The organism is Enterobacter sp. ENT03, assembly GCF_019218745.1.
GTDB lineage: Bacteria > Pseudomonadota > Gammaproteobacteria > Enterobacterales > Enterobacteriaceae > Enterobacter_D.
Genome location: NZ_JAHUXA010000016.1, coordinates 46,381 through 66,502 on the forward strand (window position 1 = coordinate 46,381; position 20,122 = coordinate 66,502).

Genomic DNA, 20,122 nt, shown 5'->3' on the forward strand with positions numbered 1-20,122 from the left:
AAATCTGGCTGGATGCGTAACAACCCCAGAATCAGTACTCATTAATGAAGGAATATCAATGCAAGCGGCAACTGTAGTCATTAACCGCCGCGCTCTGCGTCACAACCTGCAACGCCTGCGCGAACTGGCTCCCGCCAGTCGCCTGGTGGCAGTCGTGAAAGCGAACGCCTACGGACACGGTCTTCTTGAGACCGCGCGAGCGCTCCCCGATGCCGATGCCTTTGGCGTCGCCCGTCTTGAAGAAGCCCTGCGCCTGCGCGCGGGGGGCATCACCCAACCGATTTTGCTGCTGGAAGGTTTTTTCGCCGCCGACGACCTGCCGACGATTGCCGCCGAGCAGTTGCATACCGCCGTTCACAACAACGAACAGCTGACGGCGCTGGAAAACGCGCAGCTTAGCGAGCCGGTCACCGTGTGGATGAAGCTCGACACCGGCATGCACCGCCTCGGCGTGCGACCAGAAGACGCGAACGCGTTTTATCAGCGCCTCTGCGCCTGCAAAAACGTCCGTCAGCCGGTGAACATCGTCAGCCATTTTGCCCGCGCCGATGAACCGGAATGCGGTGCCACCGAGCAGCAGCTCGATATTTTCAACACCTTCTGCGAAGGCAAACCCGGTCAGCGATCCATTGCCGCTTCCGGCGGAATTCTGCTCTGGCCGCAGGCGCATTTTGACTGGGTACGCCCCGGCATCATTCTTTACGGCGTTTCTCCGCTGGATCACAAACCCTGGGGGCCGGATTTCGGCTTTCTGCCGGTGATGTCCCTGACGTCAAATCTGATTGCCGTGCGCGAGCATAAAGCAGGCGAGCCGGTAGGCTATGGCGGCACCTGGGTGAGTGAGCGCGATACGCGCCTGGGCGTGGTGGCGATGGGGTATGGCGATGGCTATCCGCGCGGCGCGCCGTCCGGTACGCCGGTGCTGGTCAACGGGCGGGAAGTGCCGGTAGTCGGGCGCGTGGCGATGGACATGATTTGCGTCGATCTCGGCCCGGGCGCACAGGACAACGCGGGTGATAGCGTCATCCTGTGGGGAGACGGCCTGCCCGTCGAACGTATCGCAGAATTCACTAAAGTGAGCGCTTACGAACTTATTACACGGCTGACTTCGCGGGTGGCGATGAAGTACATGGACTAATAATTTTTATGGAGAAAATATGTCGCTTTGTGAAGGACTTGCCTGTTTCACTTATGCACTTTCCGTCTGGCTGGCTGCACGTAATAACGTACATACGTGGTGGACTGGCATCATCGGTAGTCTGCTTTACGGCTGGGTATTCTGGTCGGTACAACTCTATGCTGACGTAACCCTACAGGTCTTTTTTGTCGCTACCAGCATCACGGGCTGGTGGCACTGGCAGAAAGGTCTGCGCGGCGATGTCTTACCTATCAGGAAAACGTCTGCCACACATTTACTGATGCTACTGGGTGGCGCGGTACTAATCGCTGGCGGATATGGCCTGTTACTGCACACCTTCACCAACGCCTGGTCTCCGTGGCTGGACTCGCTGATCCTCACGTTTAGCGTACTGGCGCAGTTTATGCTGATGGGGCGTCGCCTTGAAAACTGGTACGTCTGGCTGGTGGTGAATACCATTGCGGTTCCGCTTTATGCCTACCGCGATCTGACCTTAACAGCGGGCCTGTATCTTATTTTCTGGTGTAATGCCTGGCACGGCCTGTGGAAGTGGCGCAGGGAGTTGGCCAATCAGTGAAACGCTTTGCGACGGGACTCATCGTAGGAAAGTTTGCGCCGCTTCACTGCGGGCATGAAACCTTGATCCGTGGGGCCGACGAACAGTGTGAAACCCTGCTGATCCTCAGCTATTCCGTGCCGGAATTACCGGGATGCGAACCGCAAAAGCGATTACGCTGGCTACAACAGCGATTTCCCGGTTGCCATTCTGTCGTGCTCACGGCGGAGACGGCCTGTACGCTGGGCTTACCCCCTATGCCGCATAACGATGATGACGCGGATCTGCACCGGCATTTTGTTGCCTCGGTGTGCGAGCAGGTTTTTCAGTGTCATCCGCAAGCGGTTTTCACTGCGGAAGCTTACGGTGACGGGTTTGCCGCCGTACTTAGCGAACGTTTCCAGCAACCAGTGGCGCATGTGCGCTCATACCGGCAGTCGGGCGCTGATGCGCCGTCCGGCACCTTGATCCGCGCCGATGTTCATCGTCACCGTGCGCTGCTGGCGCCCCCGGTTTACCGTGACTTTGTACAGCGTATCTGTCTGCTGGGTGGTGAATCAACGGGAAAAAGTACCCTGACCGTTGCGCTGGCTAAGGCGCTGGGGACGGGTTTTGTCGCCGAATATGGCCGCGAGCGCTGGGAGGAAAAACAGGGCAACCTGGAGTACGACGATTTGCTGCACATTGCCCTTGAGCAGGTGCGGCGCGAAGACAGTACCGCCGCGCATCGTTATCTGGTGTGCGATACCTCGCCGCTGACGACGCTGTTTTATACTTTGTACCTGTTTGGACGCGCGCCTGAGGCGTTGTTCCGCCTGGCAGAACGACCTTACTCGCTGATTGTCCTGTGCGAAGCTGATTTCCCCTTTGTGCAGGATGGCACCCGCCAGGATGAGACATTCCGTCTGCGTCAGCAGGCCTGGTATGAAGATGAACTCACCCGCCGGGGCCTGCCGTTTATCCGCGTCCGCGGAACGGTAGACGAACGTATTCAGCAGGTGAAAGAGGCGCTTGCCGCGTCTGCGGACCTCACCATTTAACGAGGTGTTCACATCTCTCTCGATCTTCCTGCGCTTCCGGTTTATTGTGGTTATCCGCACCGTAAACCTGGAGAACCACCGCGTGTTTCAGAAAGTTGACGCCTATGCTGGCGACCCCATCCTTTCGCTGATGGAACGTTTCAAAGAAGATCCCCGTAGCGACAAAGTTAACCTCAGCATCGGGCTGTATTACAACGAAGACGGTGCTATTCCCCAGTTACAGGCGATCACTGAAGCGCGGGCGCGCCTGAATGCCCAGCCGCAGGGTGCCTCGCTTTATCTGCCGATGGAAGGCTTAAACGGCTACCGTCATACCATCGCACCGCTGCTGTTTGGTGCCGATCACCCGGTATTAACCGCGCAACGCGTTGCCACTATTCAGACGCTGGGCGGCTCCGGGGCGTTAAAAATCGGTGCCGACTTCCTCAAGCGCTACTTCCCGAATTCCGGCGTCTGGGTCAGCGATCCCACCTGGGAAAACCACGTCGCCATTTTTGAAGGCGCGGGTTTTAACGTCGATACCTATCCGTGGTTTGATGCGGATACTAACAGCGTGCGCGCCGACGCATTACTTGAAAAGCTCAACACGCTGCCGGCGCAAAGCATTGTGCTGCTGCATCCGTGCTGCCACAACCCGACCGGCGCAGATCTGACGCATGCCCAGTGGGATGCGGTCGTTGAGGTGCTGAAAGCGCGTAACCTGATCCCGTTCCTCGACATCGCCTATCAGGGCTTTGGCGCGGGCATGGAAGACGACGCCTACGCTATCCGCGCCATTGCCAGCGCAGGGCTGCCAGCGCTGGTCAGCAACTCCTTCTCGAAAATTTTCTCACTGTACGGTGAGCGCGTCGGTGGGCTGTCGGTGGTTTGTGAAGATGCCGACGCCGCGAGTCGTGTGCTGGGCCAGCTGAAAGCCACCGTGCGCCGCAACTACTCCAGCCCGCCGAGCTTTGGCGCGCAGCTGGTGGCGACCGTCCTCGGCGACGATGCCCTGAAAGCCAGCTGGCTGGCAGAAGTAGAAGCGATGCGCCTGCGCATCCTGGCAATGCGTCAGGAACTGGTCAACGTCCTGAAAGACGCGGTACCGGGGCAAAACTTTGATTATCTGCTTAAGCAGCGCGGCATGTTCAGCTATACCGGGCTGAGCAGCGCCCAGGTCGATCGCCTGCGTGATGAGTTCGGCGTATACCTGATCGCCAGCGGACGCATGTGCGTGGCCGGGCTGAATGCCGGTAATGTTCAGCGCGTGGCACAGGCTTTTGCCGCTGTAATGTAAGTACTCGCTTACTGACTCTCTCTCCCGGCGCGTAACCGTCGGGAGAGCGACGATAATGCGATCCTCCTTCTGTTTCCCGCCTCTTTTTTAAGAATATTCTTCCTTTCACCGGTACGGAACGTTAAGGTCGGGTAAATTTTTTTGACCGCCCGCGCAGGTTGCAATGATTGCGGGCCGCCAATTGCAGGGAAAACTATGCGCAAAATCACACTTATCCTCAGTGCCTTCAGTTTGCTTTTCACCCTTAACGGCGCCGTGAAAGCCCACGCCTCCTCGCCATCGCCGCTCAATCCCGGCACAAATATGGCACAGCTGGCAGAACAGGCTCCGGTGCACTGGGTTTCTGTGGCGCAAATTGAAAACAGCCTGCTGGGACGACCGCCGATGGCCGTGGGTTTTGACATTGACGATACCGTGCTGTTTTCCAGCCCTGGCTTCTGGCGTGGTAAGAAAACCTGGTCGCCGGACAGCGAAGACTATCTGAAGAATCCGGCATTCTGGGAAAAGATGAACAACGGCTGGGATGAGTTCAGCATCCCGAAAGAGGTGGCCCGCGCGCTGATCACCATGCACGTGAAGCGCGGCGACAGCATCTTCTTTGTTACCGGACGCAGCGAAACCAAAACGGAAACCGTTTCGAAAACCCTGCAGGATGACTTCCTGATCCCTGCCAGCAGCATGAACCCGGTGATTTTTGCCGGCGACAAGGCCGGGCAAAATACCAAAACGCAGTGGTTGCAGAGTAAGCAGATCAAGGTGTTCTACGGCGATTCCGATAACGATATTCGCGCGGCGCGCGAAGTCGGTGCCCGTGGCATTCGCGTGCTGCGTGCCTCTAACTCGTCATACAAACCGCTGCCACAGGCGGGCATGTACGGCGAAGAAGTGATCGCCAATTCCGAATATTGAACCCTTAACGGCAATGGCAGAATTGCCGTTTTTTTCATCTCCCGCCGCTGAAACCTGGCTGAAAACGCACTCATGCTGCACACTTAGAAAGATTTATTTTCGACAAGGAGCAGCACTTGAGGTGCCACCAATCAGAGGAACCAAAATGACCAATGCGGAACTACTGCCCTATTGCATGGGCAAGGCGGGAGCGGAGCAGAGCGAGCACAGCGACTGGAAAGCCACGCAGATTAAAGTGGCGGATGTGCTGTTTGCGATGGTGCACGAAACGGATCACCGCCCGGCGGTAACGCTGAAAACCAGCCCGGAGCTGGCGGAATTACTGCGTAATGAACATAGTGATGTGCGCCCCAGCGCGCGTCTGAATAAAGCGCACTGGAGCACGGTATTTCTGGATGGATCGCTGCCGGATTCGCAGATTTACTATCTGGTCGATGCCTCGTATCAGCTGGTGGTCAGTGCGCTGCCCGACGCGGTCAGGCAGCAACTTTCCGTCTGATTACGTCAGCATCGGTTTGAGGAAGCGCGCCGTGTGCGAGGCTTCGCACTCGGCTACGGTTTCCGGCGTGCCAGAGACGAGGATTTCCCCGCCGCCGCTGCCGCCTTCCGGCCCCAGATCGACGATCCAGTCAGCGGTTTTGATCACGTCCAGATTATGCTCAATCACCACGATGGTATTACCCTGATCGCGTAACTGGTGCAGCACTTCCAGCAGTTGCTGAATATCCGCAAAATGCAGGCCGGTCGTCGGCTCATCAAGGATATACAGCGTCTGGCCGGTGCCGCGTTTTGACAGCTCACGCGCCAGCTTAACGCGCTGGGCCTCACCACCGGACAGCGTGGTGGCAGACTGGCCGAGACGAATGTACGTCAGACCAACATCCATCAACGTTTGCAGCTTACGCGCCAGTGACGGTACGGCATCAAAGAACTCACGGGCTTCTTCGATAGTCATATCCAGCACTTCGTGGATGGTTTTGCCTTTGTACTTAATCTCCAGCGTTTCACGGTTATAGCGTTTGCCTTTGCACTGGTCGCACGGCACATAAATGTCCGGCAAAAAGTGCATTTCGACTTTGATCACGCCATCGCCCTGACAGGCTTCGCAGCGTCCGCCGCGCACGTTAAAGCTGAAACGCCCCGGCGTATAACCGCGTGAACGGGACTCCGGCACACCGGCAAAAAGCTCGCGCACGGGCGTAAACACGCCGGTGTAGGTCGCCGGGTTAGAGCGCGGCGTACGACCAATCGGGCTCTGGTCAATGTCGATAACTTTATCGAAGTGCTCCAGACCCTGAACCTCGCGGTAAGGCGCGGGCTCGGCGATGGTTGCGCCGTTCAGCTGGCGCTGGGCGATCGGGAACAGGGTATCGTTGATCAGTGTCGATTTACCTGAACCGGACACGCCGGTAATACAGGTAAACAGCCCCACCGGCAGCGTCAGGGTGACATCCTTCAGGTTATTGCCGCGCGCACCGGTCAGCTTAAGCACTTTTTCCGGATCCGCAGGCACACGCGCTTTCGGGATCTCAATCTTACGTTTACCGCTCATGAACTGGCCGGTGAGTGATTCCGGCACCGCCATAATGTCTTTCAGCGTACCTTCTGCCACAACCTGACCGCCATGAACACCCGCGCCAGGACCGATGTCAATAACGTGGTCTGCGGCGCGGATCGCATCTTCATCATGCTCAACCACAATCACCGTGTTGCCGAGATTACGCAGATGGATCAGCGTCCCGAGCAGGCGTTCGTTATCGCGCTGATGCAGACCGATGGACGGTTCATCCAGCACGTACATGACGCCGACCAGGCCCGCACCGATCTGGCTCGCCAGACGGATACGCTGCGCTTCGCCGCCGGACAGGGTTTCTGCCGAACGGGACAGCGTCAGGTAATTCAGCCCGACGTTCACGAGGAATTTCAGACGATCGCCAATCTCTTTCAGCACTTTTTCAGCGATTTTTGCACGCTGGCCGGAAAGTTTAAGATTGGTGAAAAAGTCCATCGCATGGCCGATGCTCATGTCGGAGATGGTCGGCAGCGGCGTGTCTTCCACAAATACATGGCGCGCTTCACGACGCAGACGCGTTCCGTCACAGGTGGTGCACGAGCGATTGCTGATGAACTTCGCCAGCTCTTCACGTACCGCGCTGGATTCCGTCTCTTTATAACGGCGCTCCATATTGTGCAGCACGCCTTCGAACGGATGGCGACGTACGGAAGTATCGCCGCGATCGTTCATGTACTTGAATTCGATGTTCTCTTTGCCGGAACCAAACAGCACCACTTTGTGTACGTTGGCGCTCAGGCTGGCCCACGGGGCTTCCACGTCGAATTTGTAGTGTTCGGCAAGCGATCGCAGCATCTGGAAATAATAGAAGTTACGGCGATCCCAACCGCGGATCGCGCCGCCCGCCAGCGACAACTCCGGATTCTGGATCACACGATCCGGATCGAAATATTGCTGTACGCCCAGCCCGTCACAGGTTGGACATGCCCCCGCCGGGTTGTTGAACGAGAACATACGCGGTTCCAGCTCATTCATGCTGTAGCCGCAAATCGGGCAGGCGAAGTTCGCGGAGAACAACAGTTCGCCCGCCTTGGCGTCGTCCATATCGGCGACAATCGCCGTCCCGCCGGAGAGATCCAGCGCGGTTTCAAAGGATTCCGCCAGGCGCTGCGTCAGGTCTTCACGCACTTTAAAGCGGTCGATAACCACTTCGATGGTGTGTTTCTTTTGCAGTTCAAGCGCAGGCGGATCGGAGAGATCGCAGACTTCGCCGTCAATACGCGCGCGGATGTAGCCCTGGCTTGCCAGGTTTTCCAGCGTTTTGGTGTGTTCGCCTTTACGATCTTTAACAATCGGCGCCAGCAGCATCAGCCGCTTGCCTTCCGGCTGCGAGAGCACGTTATCGACCATCTGACTGACGGTTTGCGCGGCCAGCGGAACGTTATGATCCGGGCAGCGCGCTTCGCCCACGCGGGCAAACAGCAGACGCAGATAGTCGTGAATTTCGGTAATGGTCCCGACCGTGGAACGGGGGTTGTGCGAGGTCGACTTCTGCTCAATAGAGATAGCCGGCGACAGCCCTTCAATATGATCGACATCTGGCTTTTCCATGAGCGACAGGAACTGCCGCGCATAGGCGGAAAGCGATTCGACGTAACGACGCTGCCCTTCGGCATACAGGGTGTCGAACGCCAGCGAGGATTTGCCTGAACCCGAAAGCCCGGTCACGACAATGAGCTTGTCGCGTGGGATGACGATGTTGATGTTCTTGAGATTATGGGTACGCGCGCCCCGTACTTCTATCTTATCCATTCACCTTTCCCGGTAGAGATTCGGCTGCCACAGCGTTATGCATCCAATTTTGTAAGCATAGAACACGCCAGGCGGTCTGAACTGAAACGATTAATTATGACACAATTTAACCTGAATGGATATACAGTGTTATGATGCGCCTTCAAGGTGGTACTGCAACAATGTCGCGACGGTACGGTTTACTGGAATCCGCCTCGCAAGGTATCAATCGCGCGGTTTGTAATGCTACAATCGCGCGTTTACACTATTAAGAAACGTATTCAGGAGACACGACCATGGCCAGCAGAGGCGTAAACAAGGTGATTCTCGTCGGTAATCTGGGCCAGGACCCGGAAGTACGCTACATGCCGAGTGGTGGCGCAGTCGCCAACATTACGCTGGCGACCTCCGAATCCTGGCGTGATAAAACCACCGGTGAGACCAAAGAGCAGACTGAATGGCACCGCGTTGTGCTGTTCGGCAAACTGGCAGAAATTGCCGGTGAATACCTGCGTAAAGGTTCTCAGGTGTACATTGAAGGTTCCCTGCGTACCCGTAAGTGGACCGATCAGAGTGGCCAGGAGCGCTACACCACTGAAATCAACGTTCCGCAGATTGGCGGCGTGATGCAGATGCTCGGTGGACGTCAGGGTGGCGGCCAGCAGGGCGGCGGTCAACAGGGCGGTTGGGGTCAGCCTCAGCAGCCGCAGGGCGGCAACCAGTTCAGCGGCGGCGCGCAGTCTCGCCCGCAGCAGCCGTCTTCAGCACCGGCGCAGTCTAACGAACCGCCGATGGATTTTGACGACGACATCCCGTTCTGATCCCGTTGAGCAGTACGCAAAAAGCCCCGCATTGACGGGGCTTTTGTTTTTGGTGCGATGCGATCAGGTGATCACGACCGGCCATTCTGGCGGTGTATGACTGGATGCTTCAATCATCACCTCTTTAATATTGTTCCAGATGGTTGCCACATCAACCAGCGTAATGCCAAGCAACCCAGTGGCAAACCAGCAGGCGGCGATCACACCCAACCCGCTGCTGATCACCGCAAGGCCAATATAGTCAGATTTGCGAAAGCGAATGTTCAACGTGCTGGCAAGAAACATCAGCACCGCGCTCAATAACTGCCAGCGTAGCAATACCACGCCTGTGGTAATGGTAGCCATCAATCTATCCTCAGATAACCAATGAAACGTGATTTCAGTTTCACAATTTTTGTGAACTATATCACATTTGCTGTTTTATTCGCCAGTGATCTGTGTCAATTTCGCGCTATCCATACCGGGTACGCAGGCTCCGGCAGGATGACAAATGCCTTTACGCAGTATTTGTCTGTCAGGAAAAAAACTGCATGTCAGAAACAAAAGGATAACAACACTATTTTTTTATTATGCTTATTCTTTGCACGGTGTTCATTTTTGCCGTTTAAAAAATAAACATCCGTGGTTAACCATCTTTATCACCCTGTAATTTGCCTTAATCAACGATCCTCTGTTGAGTTATCTTAAACGTTGTCTACCTGCCGGATATTTATTTTCCTTAATATAAAGAGGGTGAACACTTTTAGTTTGCCTTACGGACGAATATTATCGTCATAAGCAGATATTAGGATTCTAATGAAAAAAGTCAGTTGCTAATGTCTTATGATTCATGCAACGTAATCACCTGTTTATCAAAGCATCCTGTCATTATTACAGGCACACACTTTGCAGGGATATTAGGCGGAAATGAATCATAGCGCACTTCGCAAGGTGCTGAGGATCGTCGGGATCATCATGGCAGTTATACTGCCTGTGATGCTGGCGCTATGGTTTGCACACATTCGCGCAGTTAAAGAAACAGGGGCGGAACTTCAGGCATTTGCGCAACTTGCACTGGATAAAACGGAACTGGTGATCCGCCAGGCGGATATTGCTTATGATGAAGCCCAGAAATTTAGCGGGCAGATCTGCTCGCCACATCATCGCCAAAATATGCTTAATATTATTCGCGGACGGCTTTATCTGGCGGATTTAATCTACACGCAGGGCGATCATTTTTTATGCTCCTCGAGTATTACGCTGCCCCAGCCTTATATCATCCCCGCTGCTGATTATAAACGTAACCCTGATGTCGCTATTTATTATTATCGCGATACGCCTTTTTATTCAGGCTATAAAATGGTGTATATGCGCCGCGGTAATTATGCGGTAGTGGTGAATCCACTCTTTTATAGTGAGGTGGCATCAGACGATCATGCATTAGCCTTTGCGGTGTATGACAACGTCAGCAAAACCTTCTTTTCTGCCAGCCCGAATGCCGATGTCAACATACTGGCTAAGCAATTACAAAATAATCAATTAAATTTCCGCAGTGACAACCGCTTTTATACCATCGTCCATTCCGATATACGCCCTGTGTCGATGATCGTTTCGACATCCAGTGTTCGTTATTACGGTTTCCTGTATCAACAGGCCATGCTGCTAATCCCCTTAGCGCTGATCGGCAGCATTCTCCTTTTACTGGGCTGGTCACGAACCCGGCATGAATTTAACTCCCCGCGGCGTTTACTCCACCGGGCGCTGCTAAAACGGCAGCTCCGACTTCACTATCAGCCGATTATCGATATTAAAACCGGGAAGTGTGTAGGCGCCGAAGCGCTGCTGCGCTGGCCGGGCTGCAATGGCCCGGTAATGAGCCCCGTGGAGTTTATCCCGCTGGCTGAAAAAGAAGGCTTGATTGAGCGGGTGACCGATTATGTCGTAGAAGAAGTCTTTACCGATCTGGGACATTTCCTCGCTGCTCATCCGCACCTGTATATTTCGATTAACCTCTCTGCGTCGGATTTCCATTCATCACGCCTGATTGCGTTGATTTCTGATAAAGCCGCGCATTACGCGGTGCGTGCCGAGCAAATTAAGATTGAAGTGACCGAGCGTGGCTTTATTGACGTGCCAAAAACCACGCCGGTTATTCAGGCTTTCCGCCATGCGGGTTATGAAGTGGCAATTGATGATTTCGGTACGGGCTATTCCAATCTGCACAACCTCTATTCCCTTAATGTCGATATTCTGAAAATCGATAAATCCTTTATTGATACGCTGACCACTAACAGCACCAGCCATCTGATCGCCGAGCATATTATTGAGATGGCGCACAGTCTGCGTCTGAAAATCATTGCGGAAGGGGTGGAGACGGCGGAGCAGGTCACCTGGCTGTTAAAGCGCGGCGTGCAATTCTGCCAGGGCTGGCACTTTGCGAAAGCGTTATCGTCGCAGGATTTTATAAGTTGGGCGCAGCAGCACGACTAAGCGCTTATCCTATTAGTCTTAATAAAATCCTGATGGGATAAGCGCCAGTTCGGGGTTTACATCTGATGCCGATAATCGCTTGGCGTTCTGTCAAATTCGCGGCGGAACACGCGCGAAAAAGTTTGCTGCGAGACATAGCCAAGATCCATCGCAATATCAAAAATGGGCCGCCGCGTGGAACGTAGCGCTTCCGCGGCCAGCAGTAACCGGCGCTGGCGAATGTACTCGCCCAGCGTCTGGTGCATCACTGCACGGAACATCCTTTGCAGGTACCACTTTGAATAACCCGATTTTCTGGCGACCACATCAATGTTCATGGGTTGGTCGATATGTTCATCAATCCATTCAATAAGTGTCTGAATAATTTGCTGATGGGACATACTAGCCTCTTTCTCAGTTCTGCCGCTGTCGTTTTGTCTGCGGGCGAGTATAATTCCTCAAGTTAACTTGAGGTAAAGCGATTTATGGAAAAGAAATTACCGCGTTTTAAGGCGCTGCTCACCCCAGGCGAAGTGGCGAAACGTAGCGGCGTGGCGGTGTCGGCGTTGCACTTTTATGAGTCCAAAGGGCTGATAAAAAGTGTGCGTAACAGCGGTAATCAGCGGCGTTATACCCGTGATGTGCTGCGTTATGTGGCGATTATCAAAATTGCGCAGCGTATCGGCATTCCTCTTGCCACCATTGGCGATGCGTTTGGCGTATTGCCGGAAGGGCACACGCTGAGTCCGAAAGAGTGGAAACAGTTGTCATCGCAATGGCGTGTAGAACTGGATCGGCGCATTCATACGCTGCAAGCGCTGCGCGATGAGCTGGACGGTTGTATCGGCTGTGGCTGTCTGTCGCGTAGCGATTGTCCACTGCGCAACCCCGGCGACCGGCTAGGCGAGCAGGGCACTGGCGCGCGTCTGCTGGAAGATGATTAACCTGATTTATTTACGTGATTCATACGGACGTATCGCGAGTTGACGCGCCACGGACTTCACTTTCCAAATGCCATTTTCTCTTACCATACAATCAATGATGATATGTTCCTCCTTTTTGCCAAAAGCGATGTAAACATTGGTGCAAACGGGATCGTATTCAGCCGATACAACCGTAACGTTTTGTAACCAGTCTTCACCTGTGTCTTGCGCTTTAAGAAAGAAATCAGCATCGTAAAATTCTTCATCAGCATATCTGGGATCCTGAGCGTGGCGTAGTTCGTTAAGTGAGTCAGCGGTGACATATTTATCTATTTCGTTGCTGTCAGTTATAGGAAATTTGCCTGCGGTGACTTGCTGTATATACCATTCATTAAAGTGCCGTGCTGCTTGCTGAGGTTCATGGCTCGCTGTCATATCCGGCTGGGCGAATGCGCTGGCGGAAAAAAGAAGGGACATAATGATGCTGGTTTTCATATCAATAATGCCTGTAAAGCTGAAACGCCGGGCGGCTCTTTCTATATGCCGCACCTGGGTACATGGAGCGCTGGGCAAAGTCACTTAACCATTGGTGCCCGTCATAAATGCACACATGCCCGTCAGGGTGACCGCTGATTGACTGAATAACAACCACATCGCCTAATTGTGGTTCACCTGAGACTTTAAAAAAACCAACCTGAGTTAAGGTCAGCCCCATATTTTTGGCAGAACCAGTGCCGTGAATAGGAACGCCACCTGCAATAATTGCATTTTTTACAAATAGTTCGCATTTGCGATGGCTTTCGTGATAAACATGATTTTTTGCAAACTCTACAGTTGCGTATTTATTCCATGACATACCCAATTCCTTGTCTTTTGGTCGACTGACGAGCAACGGTACTCCGATTATTTATGGTTTTTTTGTCATTTATGGCTAATAAAAATTAATGAAGTAACACAAAAAACTAAAGCGCCGTAACGGCGCTTTAGTTTGTTTTCCGGTCTTTTGTCTTTCGCTCTATCCCACGGGTTTGTGGGAGGGTCTCCCCCGACATCGATACCCCTCGGTATAACGTAAAACTCGGTAGGTTCCGGTCTGTATCGATACTTTTAGTGTAAGCCACCGGCCCCGCTTTGCCAGCGACGACGAGGGGATTCTTGCCGAAATTTTTCACGCATGATGCACAATTTTCTATAGTAAGTAAGTGCCAACTTAACGGAGTTCATCATGCTAAAAGTGCATCATCTGAATAAGTCCCGTTCCCAGCGCGTACTGTGGGCGCTGGAAGAGCTGGGTGTGCCGTACGAACTGGTGCGCTATCAGCGTGAAAAAACCATGCTGGCTCCGGAAGCGCTGAAAAAAGTCCATCCGCTGGGAAAATCCCCGGTGCTGGAAGATAACGGGCGCATCATCGCCGAATCCGGGGCGATCCTTGAATATTTGCAGGAAAACTACGATCCCCAAGGGACACTGAAACCCGCCGATGCCGATCAGCGGTTACGCTACCGTTTCTGGCTGCATTATGCCGAAGGCTCGCTGATGCCGCCGTTGCTGATGAAACTGGTGTTCAGCAGCCTGGGTAAACCGCCGGTACCGCTTGGTTTTCGTACCCTCGGCAAAGCGCTGGGACAGGGCGTACAGAAAGGCTACCTCAATAAGCAGATCGAAACCCATGCCCGCTATATAGAAGCGGAACTCGGCAGCCAGCCCTGGTTTACCGGGGGATCGCCCAGCATGGCGGACATCCAGATGAGCTTCCCGGTGTTTGCTCTGCTGGCGCGCGGCGGCGTCGATCACCTGCCTAATTTGCAGGCATGGAAAAAACGCGTCGAACTGCGCCCGGCCTGGCAGCGAGCCATTGAAAAGGGCGGCCCGTTCGAATTACCCGGCGAATAACCGACAAACGCGACGGGGTATGCTCACCATTTGTTAATTAATGCACTTGTGCACGGTGCATGAGTGCGCTAGCATCCTTGCAGACGGAGCAAGGAGGCACAAATGAAATGCAAAAGCATATAGGCAGCTTCCGTGATGCATGGCTGGAAGAATTCTACAGGTACTCAACACCGCACCGAAGCATTCCTCCGGCCATTCATACGACGCTGGCGCGCAAACTCGACATCATTAATGCCGCCGGTTCATATCGTGATTTACGTTCGCCACCAGGGAATCGATATGAAGAGCTGAACGGCAAGCTACAAGGCTATTCATCGATACGAATAAATCAGCAGTATCGGCTGATTTTTCAATGGGTGGACGGGAAAGCGGAAGATCTTTATCTGGATGCGCACAAATATTGAGAGCAGGGCAGCCCAACAGAATCGGTGCCTTACCCATAGCGACTTAACGTAACACTCAAAGGATCCATCATGAAACAGGCAACCAGAAAACCCACTACCGTAGGTGACATCCTGCTGTATGAATACCTGGAGCCCCTTAATCTGAAGATTAACGAGCTGGCCGAAATGCTACAGGTCCACCGCAATACGGTGAGCGCGCTGGTGAACAATAATCGCAAGCTCACTACCGATATGGCGTTTCGGCTGGCTAAAGCATTCGACACGTCCGTGGATTTTTGGCTCAACCTGCAGGCTGCGGTCGATCTGTGGGAGGTTGAGAATGATATGCGCGCCCAGGAGCAATTCAGCCGGATTGTGCCTGTGGCTGATTTTATTGCCCGCCGCAAAGCAGAACAAAAGAACGTCGCCTGATGACAGCGACAACGTTTGCGCAGCGCCCGCTGCTTTCTTCATCGTCCTGAGCGAAATTTCGCAAAAAGGCGCAAAGTTAAGTTGAAATGCCCCTGTAGATGGCTGGATAATCGTTTGCCTTTTTCAACAGCCGTTTTGTTTGCGCGGAGTTAAACGTTTGCTTTTTGTGGCACTGCTTTGCCGCAACGTAGCACATGGAGATGACGTTTAATCTGGCAGTGGATTGTCCACCACGCAAAAAAGCGTTTATAAAAATTCTCAGGGGATGTTTTCTATGTCTACGCCTTCAGCGCGTACCGGCGGTTCGCTTGACGCTTTATTTAAAATTTCTGCACGCGGCAGTACTGTCCGTCAGGAGATCGTAGCCGGTCTTACCACCTTCCTTGCCATGGTGTACTCCGTGATCGTGGTGCCGGGCATGCTGGGCAAAGCGGGCTTCCCGCCGACAGCGGTGTTTGTTGCCACCTGTCTGGTTGCCGGGCTGGGTTCTATTTTGATGGGCCTGTGGGCGAATCTGCCGCTGGCGATTGGCTGCGCCATCTCGCTGACCGCCTTCACCGCGTTTAGTCTGGTGCTCGGCCAGCAAATCAGCGTACCGGTAGCCCTTGGCGCGGTATTCCTGATGGGCGTGCTCTTTACTGTGATCTCCGCGACCGGCATCCGTAGCTGGATCCTGCGTAACCTGCCGCAGGGCGTGGCACACGGCACCGGCATCGGTATCGGCCTGTTCCTGCTGCTGATTGCCGCGAACGGCGTTGGTCTTGTAGTGAAAAACCCGATTGACGGTCTGCCGGTGGCGCTGGGCCATTTCGCCAGCTTCCCGGTGATCATGTCGCTGATTGGGCTGGCGGTGATCATCGGTCTGGAAAAACTGAAAGTGCCGGGCGGCATTCTGCTGACCATCATCGGCGTGTCGATTGTCGGCCTGATTTTCGATCCGTCCGTACACTTCTCCGGCATCTTCGCCATGCCATCGCTGAGCGATGAACACGGCAATTCCCTGATCGGCAGCCTGGACATCATGGGCGCGCTGAACCCGATCGTATTACCGAGTGTACTGGCGCTGGTGATGACCGCCGTGTTCGATGCCACCGGCACCATCCGTGCGGTAGCCGGTCAGGCAAACCTGTTGGATAAAGACGGTCAGATTATCGATGGTGGCAAAGCGCTGACCACCGACTCCCTGAGCAGCGTCTTCTCAGGCCTGGTGGGCGCAGCACCCGCGGCCGTGTATATCGAATCAGCGGCGGGTACGGCGGCAGGCGGTAAAACCGGTCTGACGGCAATCACCGTCGGCGTGCTGTTCTTGCTGATCCTGTTCCTCTCTCCGCTCTCTTACCTGGTCCCGGCTTACGCGACCGCGCCGGCGTTGATGTACGTTGGTCTGCTGATGCTGAGCAACGTATCGAAAATCGATTTCGCTGATTTCGTTGACGCGATGGCCGGTCTTATTACTGCGGTGTTTATCGTACTGACCTGTAACATCGTGACCGGCATCATGATCGGCTTCGCCTCGCTGGTGATTGGTCGTGTGGTATCGGGCGAATGGCGTCGTCTGAACATCGGTACCGTGGTGATCGCCGTGGCGCTGGTGGCCTTCTACGCAGGCGGTTGGGCGATTTAATTTGCGCACTGACGCGAAGAAAAGGGTGGCGTTTGCCACCCTTTTTACGTTTTAAGGTACATCCTGTTTCCATTACATTAAACTGCATGTTCTATTATGAAAGGCATGATGCCTCGTCATCGATTATAAAAAATCATCGCAAACAGGGAACGCATGGAAATCTTCTTCACCATACTCATCATGACCCTCGTGGTCTCACTCTCGGGTGTCGTCACCCGTGTCCTGCCCTTCCAGATCCCCCTGCCGCTGATGCAGATCGCCATCGGCGCCATGCTGGCCTTACCCACATTCGGCCTGCATGTGGAGTTCGATCCGGAACTCTTTTTGGTACTGTTTATCCCGCCGCTGCTGTTCGCGGATGGCTGGAAAACCCCCACGCGGGAGTTTCTGGAGCACGGGCGTGAAATATTTGGCCTCGCGCTGGCGCTGGTGCTGGTCACCGTGATCGGCATTGGCTATCTCATTTACTGGGTAGTGCCCGGTATCCCGCTGATCCCGGCGTTCGCGCTGGCGGCGGTACTGTCGCCAACCGATGCCGTGGCGCTGTCCGGCATTGTCGGTGAAGGGCGCATCCCGAAAAAAATCATGGGCATTCTCCAGGGCGAGGCGCTGATGAACGACGCCTCCGGCCTGGTCGCCCTGAAGTTTGCCGTCGCGGTGGCGATGGGCACCATGGTCTTTACCGTCGGCGGGGCGACCGTGGAGTTCTTCAAGGTGGCGATTGGCGGCCTGCTCGCCGGTTTCGTGGTCAGCTGGCTGTATGGCCGCTCGCTGCGTTTCCTCAGCCGTTGGGGCGGCGATGAGCCTGCCACGCAAATCGTGCTGCTGTTCCTGCTGCCGTTCGCCTCTTATCTGATCGCGGAACACGTCGGCGTCTCCGGCATTCTGGCGGCGGTCGCGGCCGGGATGACCATCACCCGCTCCGGCGTGATGCGCTCTGCGCCGCTGGCGATGCGTCTGCGCGCCAACAGTACCTGGTCGATGCTGGAGTTCGTGTTTAACGGCATGGTCTTCCTGCTGTTGGGCCTGCAACTGCCGGGCATTCTGGAAAGCTCACTGGCGGCGGCGGAAGCTGATCCTAATGTTGAAACCTGGATGCTGTTTACCGACATCATCCTGATTTATGCCGCGCTGATGATGGTGCGTTTCGGCTGGCTGTGGACGATGCAGAAATTCAGTCAGCGCTTCCTGACCAAAAGCCCGATGGAGTTCGGTATGTGGAGTACGCGCGAGCTGCTGATCTCCACCTTTGCGGGCGTGCGCGGGGCGATCACTCTCGCCGGTGTACTCTCTATTCCGCTGCTGCTGCCGGGCGGCGAGCATTTCCCGGCGCGTTACGAGCTGGTGTTCCTTGCCGCCGGGGTGATCCTGTTCTCGTTGTTTGTCGCCGTGGTGGTCTTACCCATGCTGCTGCAACATATGGAGATCGCCGACCACGCGCAGCAGGCGAAAGAAGAGCGGCTGGCGCGGGCGAAAACCGCTGACGTGGCCATCGTCGCGATCCAGAAAATGCAGGAGCGTCTGGCGACCAACGCCGAGGAAAATATCGACGACCAGCTGCTTACCGAAGTCAGTTCGCGGGTGATTGGTAATCTGCGTCGCCGGGCCGATGGCCGTAATAACGTCGACAGTTCGATGCAGGAAGAGAACCTCGAACGCCGCTTCCGCCTCGCGGCGCTGCGCTCGGAGCGGGCAGAGCTTTATCATCTGCGCGCTACGCGGCAGATCAGCAACGAAACGCTGCAAAAACTGCTGCACGATCTTGACCTGCTGGAAGCGCTGCTGATAGAAAACAAATAACAGATGTCCCCTCATCCTTGCGGGTGAGGGGCCCTGACACTACTTTTTCAGCCGTGACACCAGGTCAAACTCCTTAAAATTCACCGGACGCTGCTGCTGCATCGAGATATTCCCGGCGATGCCGGTCAGGATCGACATCGCCCCGGCGCGGTGATCGGCGGCACGGGCGAGAGGATCGTGCATGGCGGGGCCAAACAAATCCGCCAGCATGGCGTTATCACCGCCGCCGTGCCCGCCTTCTCCGAGGGTGAATTCCGCTTTCCACGGCGCGGCAAACATCGGGAACACCGTAATGTCGCAGCCCTCCAGACTCCCTTCACTGGCGCGATCGCCACCGGCGTTGACGTAAGATTTCTCGACCAGCTTCATCTCCAGGCGGCCTTCGCTGCCGTTAAACACCACGTTCAGCCCTTCCCAGGGCAGATACGCATTTAAGGAATAGGTTAGCTGCACCTGGTTCTGGTATTTCACCAGCACCGACAGGGTGTCCTCGATGGTGATGCCGTCGCTGAACACGCTCTGATCGCGAAAATAGTTATCTTCATGCTCGGCATCCAGATACAGCGCTTTCAGCTGCGCACTCTCCTCCATATGCAGGGCAAAGGGATCGTCCTGGGCGGCGGCATAGCCGTGGGCGCGGGGATAAAACTGCGTCACGCCGCGTCGTTCCGCGTTCTCTTTGCCATAAAAGCGCAGACTGCCTTCGGCATAGACGCGCTGCGGATAGCTCCCCAGCCAGAAGTTCATCAGGTCAAAATGATGGGTAGATTTGTGCACCAGCAGGCCGCCGCTGTTGCGCTTTTCCCGGTGCCAGCGCCGGAAATAATCCGCGCCGTGTTCGGTATTCAACAGCCATTCGAAATGCACCGAGTTGACCTCGCCAATGGTGCCGTTCATCAGCAGTTCGCGCACTTTGCTGTGGTGTGGCGCATAACGGTAGTTAAAGGTGACACGCACCTGGCGGCCCGTCTCTTCGATGGCGTCAAGGATGCGCAGCGCGCGCTGCTCATCGATGGTCATCGGTTTTTCGGTGATCACATCACAGCCCGCATGCAGCGCCCGCACAATGTAATCGTCATGGGTGCGATCCATGGTAGTGACGATAATCACATCCGGGCGCGTGTCGCGGATCATCTCCTCAAACTGCGAAGCGTGCCAGGTGGAAACCGGCGCAGCGCCTTCGTTTTTCAGGAGCTGATTAGCGTAGTGCATACGGGTGTGGTTGGTATCGCAGAAGGCTATCAGCGTGGCCGTCTCTTTCCACTGACCGCCGATGGCCGCAATGTACATCCCGGCACGCCCGCCCGTGCCGACCAGGGCATATTTTTTCATACCATCCTCGATTAATTACATAATGAAATTATTGGCTTAACCCGTAAGCCACGGCTGGCCTAAGCATAAAAATCGGCCCTGGCATTGTCGTCGCCGGGCAGGGCAGAACAGGGCGAGGGACGCGTAAACGAGCGAAAAGTGTGACGGAGTTAGCGAAACAGACCGGGAGTTTGTGATGCGGATCGACTTTTTTTGCGAGCAGGACGTGATGTGGCTCACTGACTGGCTTATATCACTTTCGT

At 54.9% G+C, this 20,122-nt stretch carries 20 protein-coding genes; 14 read left to right on the plus strand and 6 right to left on the minus strand.

Annotated features, from left to right (window positions below):
* Positions 1–58 precede the first annotated feature (58 nt).
* From alr to KW828_RS17405, 6 genes are all read left to right on the plus strand, one after another.
* Positions 59–1,138: an alanine racemase gene (gene alr, locus KW828_RS17380; RefSeq protein ID WP_218337562.1), complete on the plus strand. Its 1,080-nt coding sequence runs from the start codon at positions 59–61 to the stop codon at positions 1,136–1,138.
* Positions 1,139–1,157: 19 nt separating this feature from the next.
* Positions 1,158–1,715, plus strand: a complete 558-nt coding sequence (pnuC, locus tag KW828_RS17385; protein ID WP_218337563.1) for a nicotinamide riboside transporter PnuC — start codon at positions 1,158–1,160, stop codon at positions 1,713–1,715.
* Entirely contained in the window at positions 1,712–2,734 is a 1,023-nt protein-coding gene (locus tag KW828_RS17390) for an AAA family ATPase (protein ID WP_218337564.1), read from the plus strand. Before pnuC ends, KW828_RS17390 begins: the two co-directional genes overlap by 4 nt.
* An 82-nt stretch (positions 2,735–2,816) precedes the next feature.
* Positions 2,817–4,010, plus strand: coding sequence for an aromatic amino acid transaminase (gene tyrB / locus KW828_RS17395; protein WP_218337565.1), 1,194 nt, complete (start codon positions 2,817–2,819; stop codon positions 4,008–4,010).
* A 195-nt stretch (positions 4,011–4,205) separates the two neighbouring features.
* The gene (aphA, locus tag KW828_RS17400) at positions 4,206–4,919 is read left to right on the plus strand and encodes an acid phosphatase AphA (protein ID WP_218337566.1); all 714 of its coding nucleotides are present in this window, start codon (positions 4,206–4,208) and stop codon (positions 4,917–4,919) included.
* Between the two features lie 145 nt (positions 4,920–5,064).
* The gene (locus KW828_RS17405; protein ID WP_088220460.1) at positions 5,065–5,418 is read left to right on the plus strand and encodes an MmcQ/YjbR family DNA-binding protein; all 354 of its coding nucleotides are present in this window, start codon (positions 5,065–5,067) and stop codon (positions 5,416–5,418) included.
* Here the strand turns inward: KW828_RS17405 and uvrA are convergent, their stop codons facing one another.
* Complete coding sequence (gene uvrA / locus KW828_RS17410; RefSeq protein ID WP_218337567.1) at positions 5,419–8,244, minus strand: excinuclease ABC subunit UvrA; 2,826 nt, start codon at positions 8,242–8,244, stop codon at positions 5,419–5,421.
* A gap of 275 nt (positions 8,245–8,519) precedes the next feature.
* On the opposite strand from uvrA, the gene ssb1 reads away from it, so the two are divergent.
* Entirely contained in the window at positions 8,520–9,044 is a 525-nt protein-coding gene (ssb1, locus tag KW828_RS17415; protein ID WP_218337568.1) for a single-stranded DNA-binding protein SSB1, read from the plus strand.
* A 63-nt stretch (positions 9,045–9,107) separates the two neighbouring features.
* Here ssb1 and KW828_RS17420 read toward each other — a convergent pair whose 3' ends face one another.
* Positions 9,108–9,389, minus strand: coding sequence for a YjcB family protein (locus tag KW828_RS17420; protein WP_088220463.1), 282 nt, complete (start codon positions 9,387–9,389; stop codon positions 9,108–9,110).
* Positions 9,390–9,950: 561 nt separating this feature from the next.
* Here KW828_RS17420 and KW828_RS17425 point away from each other — a divergent pair.
* A complete protein-coding gene (locus KW828_RS17425) occupies positions 9,951–11,513 on the plus strand; it encodes an EAL domain-containing protein (protein WP_218337569.1) in 1,563 nt (520 codons plus the stop codon).
* 56 nt (positions 11,514–11,569) lie between these two features.
* On the opposite strand, the gene soxS is transcribed toward KW828_RS17425, so the two are convergent.
* Positions 11,570–11,893, minus strand: a complete 324-nt coding sequence (gene soxS, locus KW828_RS17430; RefSeq protein ID WP_218337570.1) for a superoxide response transcriptional regulator SoxS — start codon at positions 11,891–11,893, stop codon at positions 11,570–11,572.
* Between the two features lie 84 nt (positions 11,894–11,977).
* Between soxS and soxR the strand changes: the two genes are divergently transcribed.
* On the plus strand, positions 11,978–12,436 hold the full coding sequence (gene soxR / locus KW828_RS17435) for a redox-sensitive transcriptional activator SoxR (RefSeq protein ID WP_218337571.1): 459 nt from the start codon (positions 11,978–11,980) through the stop codon (positions 12,434–12,436).
* Positions 12,437–12,442: 6 nt separating this feature from the next.
* Here the strand turns inward: soxR and KW828_RS17440 are convergent, their stop codons facing one another.
* Positions 12,443–12,910: a DUF3828 domain-containing protein gene (locus tag KW828_RS17440; RefSeq protein ID WP_088220467.1), complete on the minus strand. Its 468-nt coding sequence runs from the start codon at positions 12,908–12,910 to the stop codon at positions 12,443–12,445.
* A 1-nt stretch (position 12,911) separates the two neighbouring features.
* Complete coding sequence (locus tag KW828_RS17445; protein ID WP_218337572.1) at positions 12,912–13,271, minus strand: CHAP domain-containing protein; 360 nt, start codon at positions 13,269–13,271, stop codon at positions 12,912–12,914.
* Positions 13,272–13,640: 369 nt separating this feature from the next.
* Between KW828_RS17445 and KW828_RS17450 the strand changes: the two genes are divergently transcribed.
* The 5 genes from KW828_RS17450 (at position 13,641) to KW828_RS17470 (ending at position 18,548) form a co-directional block, all read left to right on the plus strand.
* On the plus strand, positions 13,641–14,309 hold the full coding sequence (locus tag KW828_RS17450) for a glutathione S-transferase family protein (RefSeq protein WP_218337573.1): 669 nt from the start codon (positions 13,641–13,643) through the stop codon (positions 14,307–14,309).
* Positions 14,310–14,416: 107 nt separating this feature from the next.
* Positions 14,417–14,713: a type II toxin-antitoxin system RelE/ParE family toxin gene (locus KW828_RS17455; RefSeq protein WP_218337574.1), complete on the plus strand. Its 297-nt coding sequence runs from the start codon at positions 14,417–14,419 to the stop codon at positions 14,711–14,713.
* 69 nt (positions 14,714–14,782) lie between these two features.
* Positions 14,783–15,124, plus strand: a complete 342-nt coding sequence (locus tag KW828_RS17460; protein ID WP_218337575.1) for a HigA family addiction module antitoxin — start codon at positions 14,783–14,785, stop codon at positions 15,122–15,124.
* A gap of 274 nt (positions 15,125–15,398) precedes the next feature.
* On the plus strand, positions 15,399–16,748 hold the full coding sequence (gene ghxP, locus KW828_RS17465; RefSeq protein WP_218337576.1) for a guanine/hypoxanthine transporter GhxP: 1,350 nt from the start codon (positions 15,399–15,401) through the stop codon (positions 16,746–16,748).
* Between the two features lie 153 nt (positions 16,749–16,901).
* Positions 16,902–18,548 (plus strand): Na+/H+ antiporter, encoded by a 1,647-nt coding sequence (locus tag KW828_RS17470; RefSeq protein ID WP_218337577.1) that lies wholly within the window; start codon positions 16,902–16,904, stop codon positions 18,546–18,548.
* Between the two features lie 39 nt (positions 18,549–18,587).
* On the opposite strand, the gene KW828_RS17475 is transcribed toward KW828_RS17470, so the two are convergent.
* Positions 18,588–19,880: a Gfo/Idh/MocA family protein gene (locus KW828_RS17475; protein ID WP_218337578.1), complete on the minus strand. Its 1,293-nt coding sequence runs from the start codon at positions 19,878–19,880 to the stop codon at positions 18,588–18,590.
* Positions 19,881–20,122: the final 242 nt, after the last annotated feature.

What these genes read in the sequence shown, in the direction of transcription:
- alr (WP_218337562.1), top strand. Translation starts at nt 59, where the DNA reads ATGCAAGCGGCAACTGTAGTCATTAACCGCCGCGCTCTGCGTCACAAC.
- pnuC (WP_218337563.1), top strand. Translation starts at nt 1,158, where the DNA reads ATGTCGCTTTGTGAAGGACTTGCCTGTTTCACTTATGCACTTTCCGTC.
- aphA (WP_218337566.1), top strand. Translation starts at nt 4,206, where the DNA reads ATGCGCAAAATCACACTTATCCTCAGTGCCTTCAGTTTGCTTTTCACC.
- KW828_RS17405 (WP_088220460.1), top strand. Translation starts at nt 5,065, where the DNA reads ATGACCAATGCGGAACTACTGCCCTATTGCATGGGCAAGGCGGGAGCG.
- uvrA (WP_218337567.1), bottom strand. Translation starts at nt 8,244, where the DNA reads ATGGATAAGATAGAAGTACGGGGCGCGCGTACCCATAATCTCAAGAAC.
- ssb1 (WP_218337568.1), top strand. Translation starts at nt 8,520, where the DNA reads ATGGCCAGCAGAGGCGTAAACAAGGTGATTCTCGTCGGTAATCTGGGC.
- KW828_RS17420 (WP_088220463.1), bottom strand. Translation starts at nt 9,389, where the DNA reads ATGGCTACCATTACCACAGGCGTGGTATTGCTACGCTGGCAGTTATTG.
- KW828_RS17425 (WP_218337569.1), top strand. Translation starts at nt 9,951, where the DNA reads ATGAATCATAGCGCACTTCGCAAGGTGCTGAGGATCGTCGGGATCATC.
- soxS (WP_218337570.1), bottom strand. Translation starts at nt 11,893, where the DNA reads ATGTCCCATCAGCAAATTATTCAGACACTTATTGAATGGATTGATGAA.
- soxR (WP_218337571.1), top strand. Translation starts at nt 11,978, where the DNA reads ATGGAAAAGAAATTACCGCGTTTTAAGGCGCTGCTCACCCCAGGCGAA.
- KW828_RS17440 (WP_088220467.1), bottom strand. Translation starts at nt 12,910, where the DNA reads ATGAAAACCAGCATCATTATGTCCCTTCTTTTTTCCGCCAGCGCATTC.
- KW828_RS17445 (WP_218337572.1), bottom strand. Translation starts at nt 13,271, where the DNA reads ATGTCATGGAATAAATACGCAACTGTAGAGTTTGCAAAAAATCATGTT.
- KW828_RS17450 (WP_218337573.1), top strand. Translation starts at nt 13,641, where the DNA reads ATGCTAAAAGTGCATCATCTGAATAAGTCCCGTTCCCAGCGCGTACTG.
- KW828_RS17455 (WP_218337574.1), top strand. Translation starts at nt 14,417, where the DNA reads ATGCAAAAGCATATAGGCAGCTTCCGTGATGCATGGCTGGAAGAATTC.
- KW828_RS17460 (WP_218337575.1), top strand. Translation starts at nt 14,783, where the DNA reads ATGAAACAGGCAACCAGAAAACCCACTACCGTAGGTGACATCCTGCTG.
- ghxP (WP_218337576.1), top strand. Translation starts at nt 15,399, where the DNA reads ATGTCTACGCCTTCAGCGCGTACCGGCGGTTCGCTTGACGCTTTATTT.
- KW828_RS17470 (WP_218337577.1), top strand. Translation starts at nt 16,902, where the DNA reads ATGGAAATCTTCTTCACCATACTCATCATGACCCTCGTGGTCTCACTC.
- KW828_RS17475 (WP_218337578.1), bottom strand. Translation starts at nt 19,880, where the DNA reads ATGAAAAAATATGCCCTGGTCGGCACGGGCGGGCGTGCCGGGATGTAC.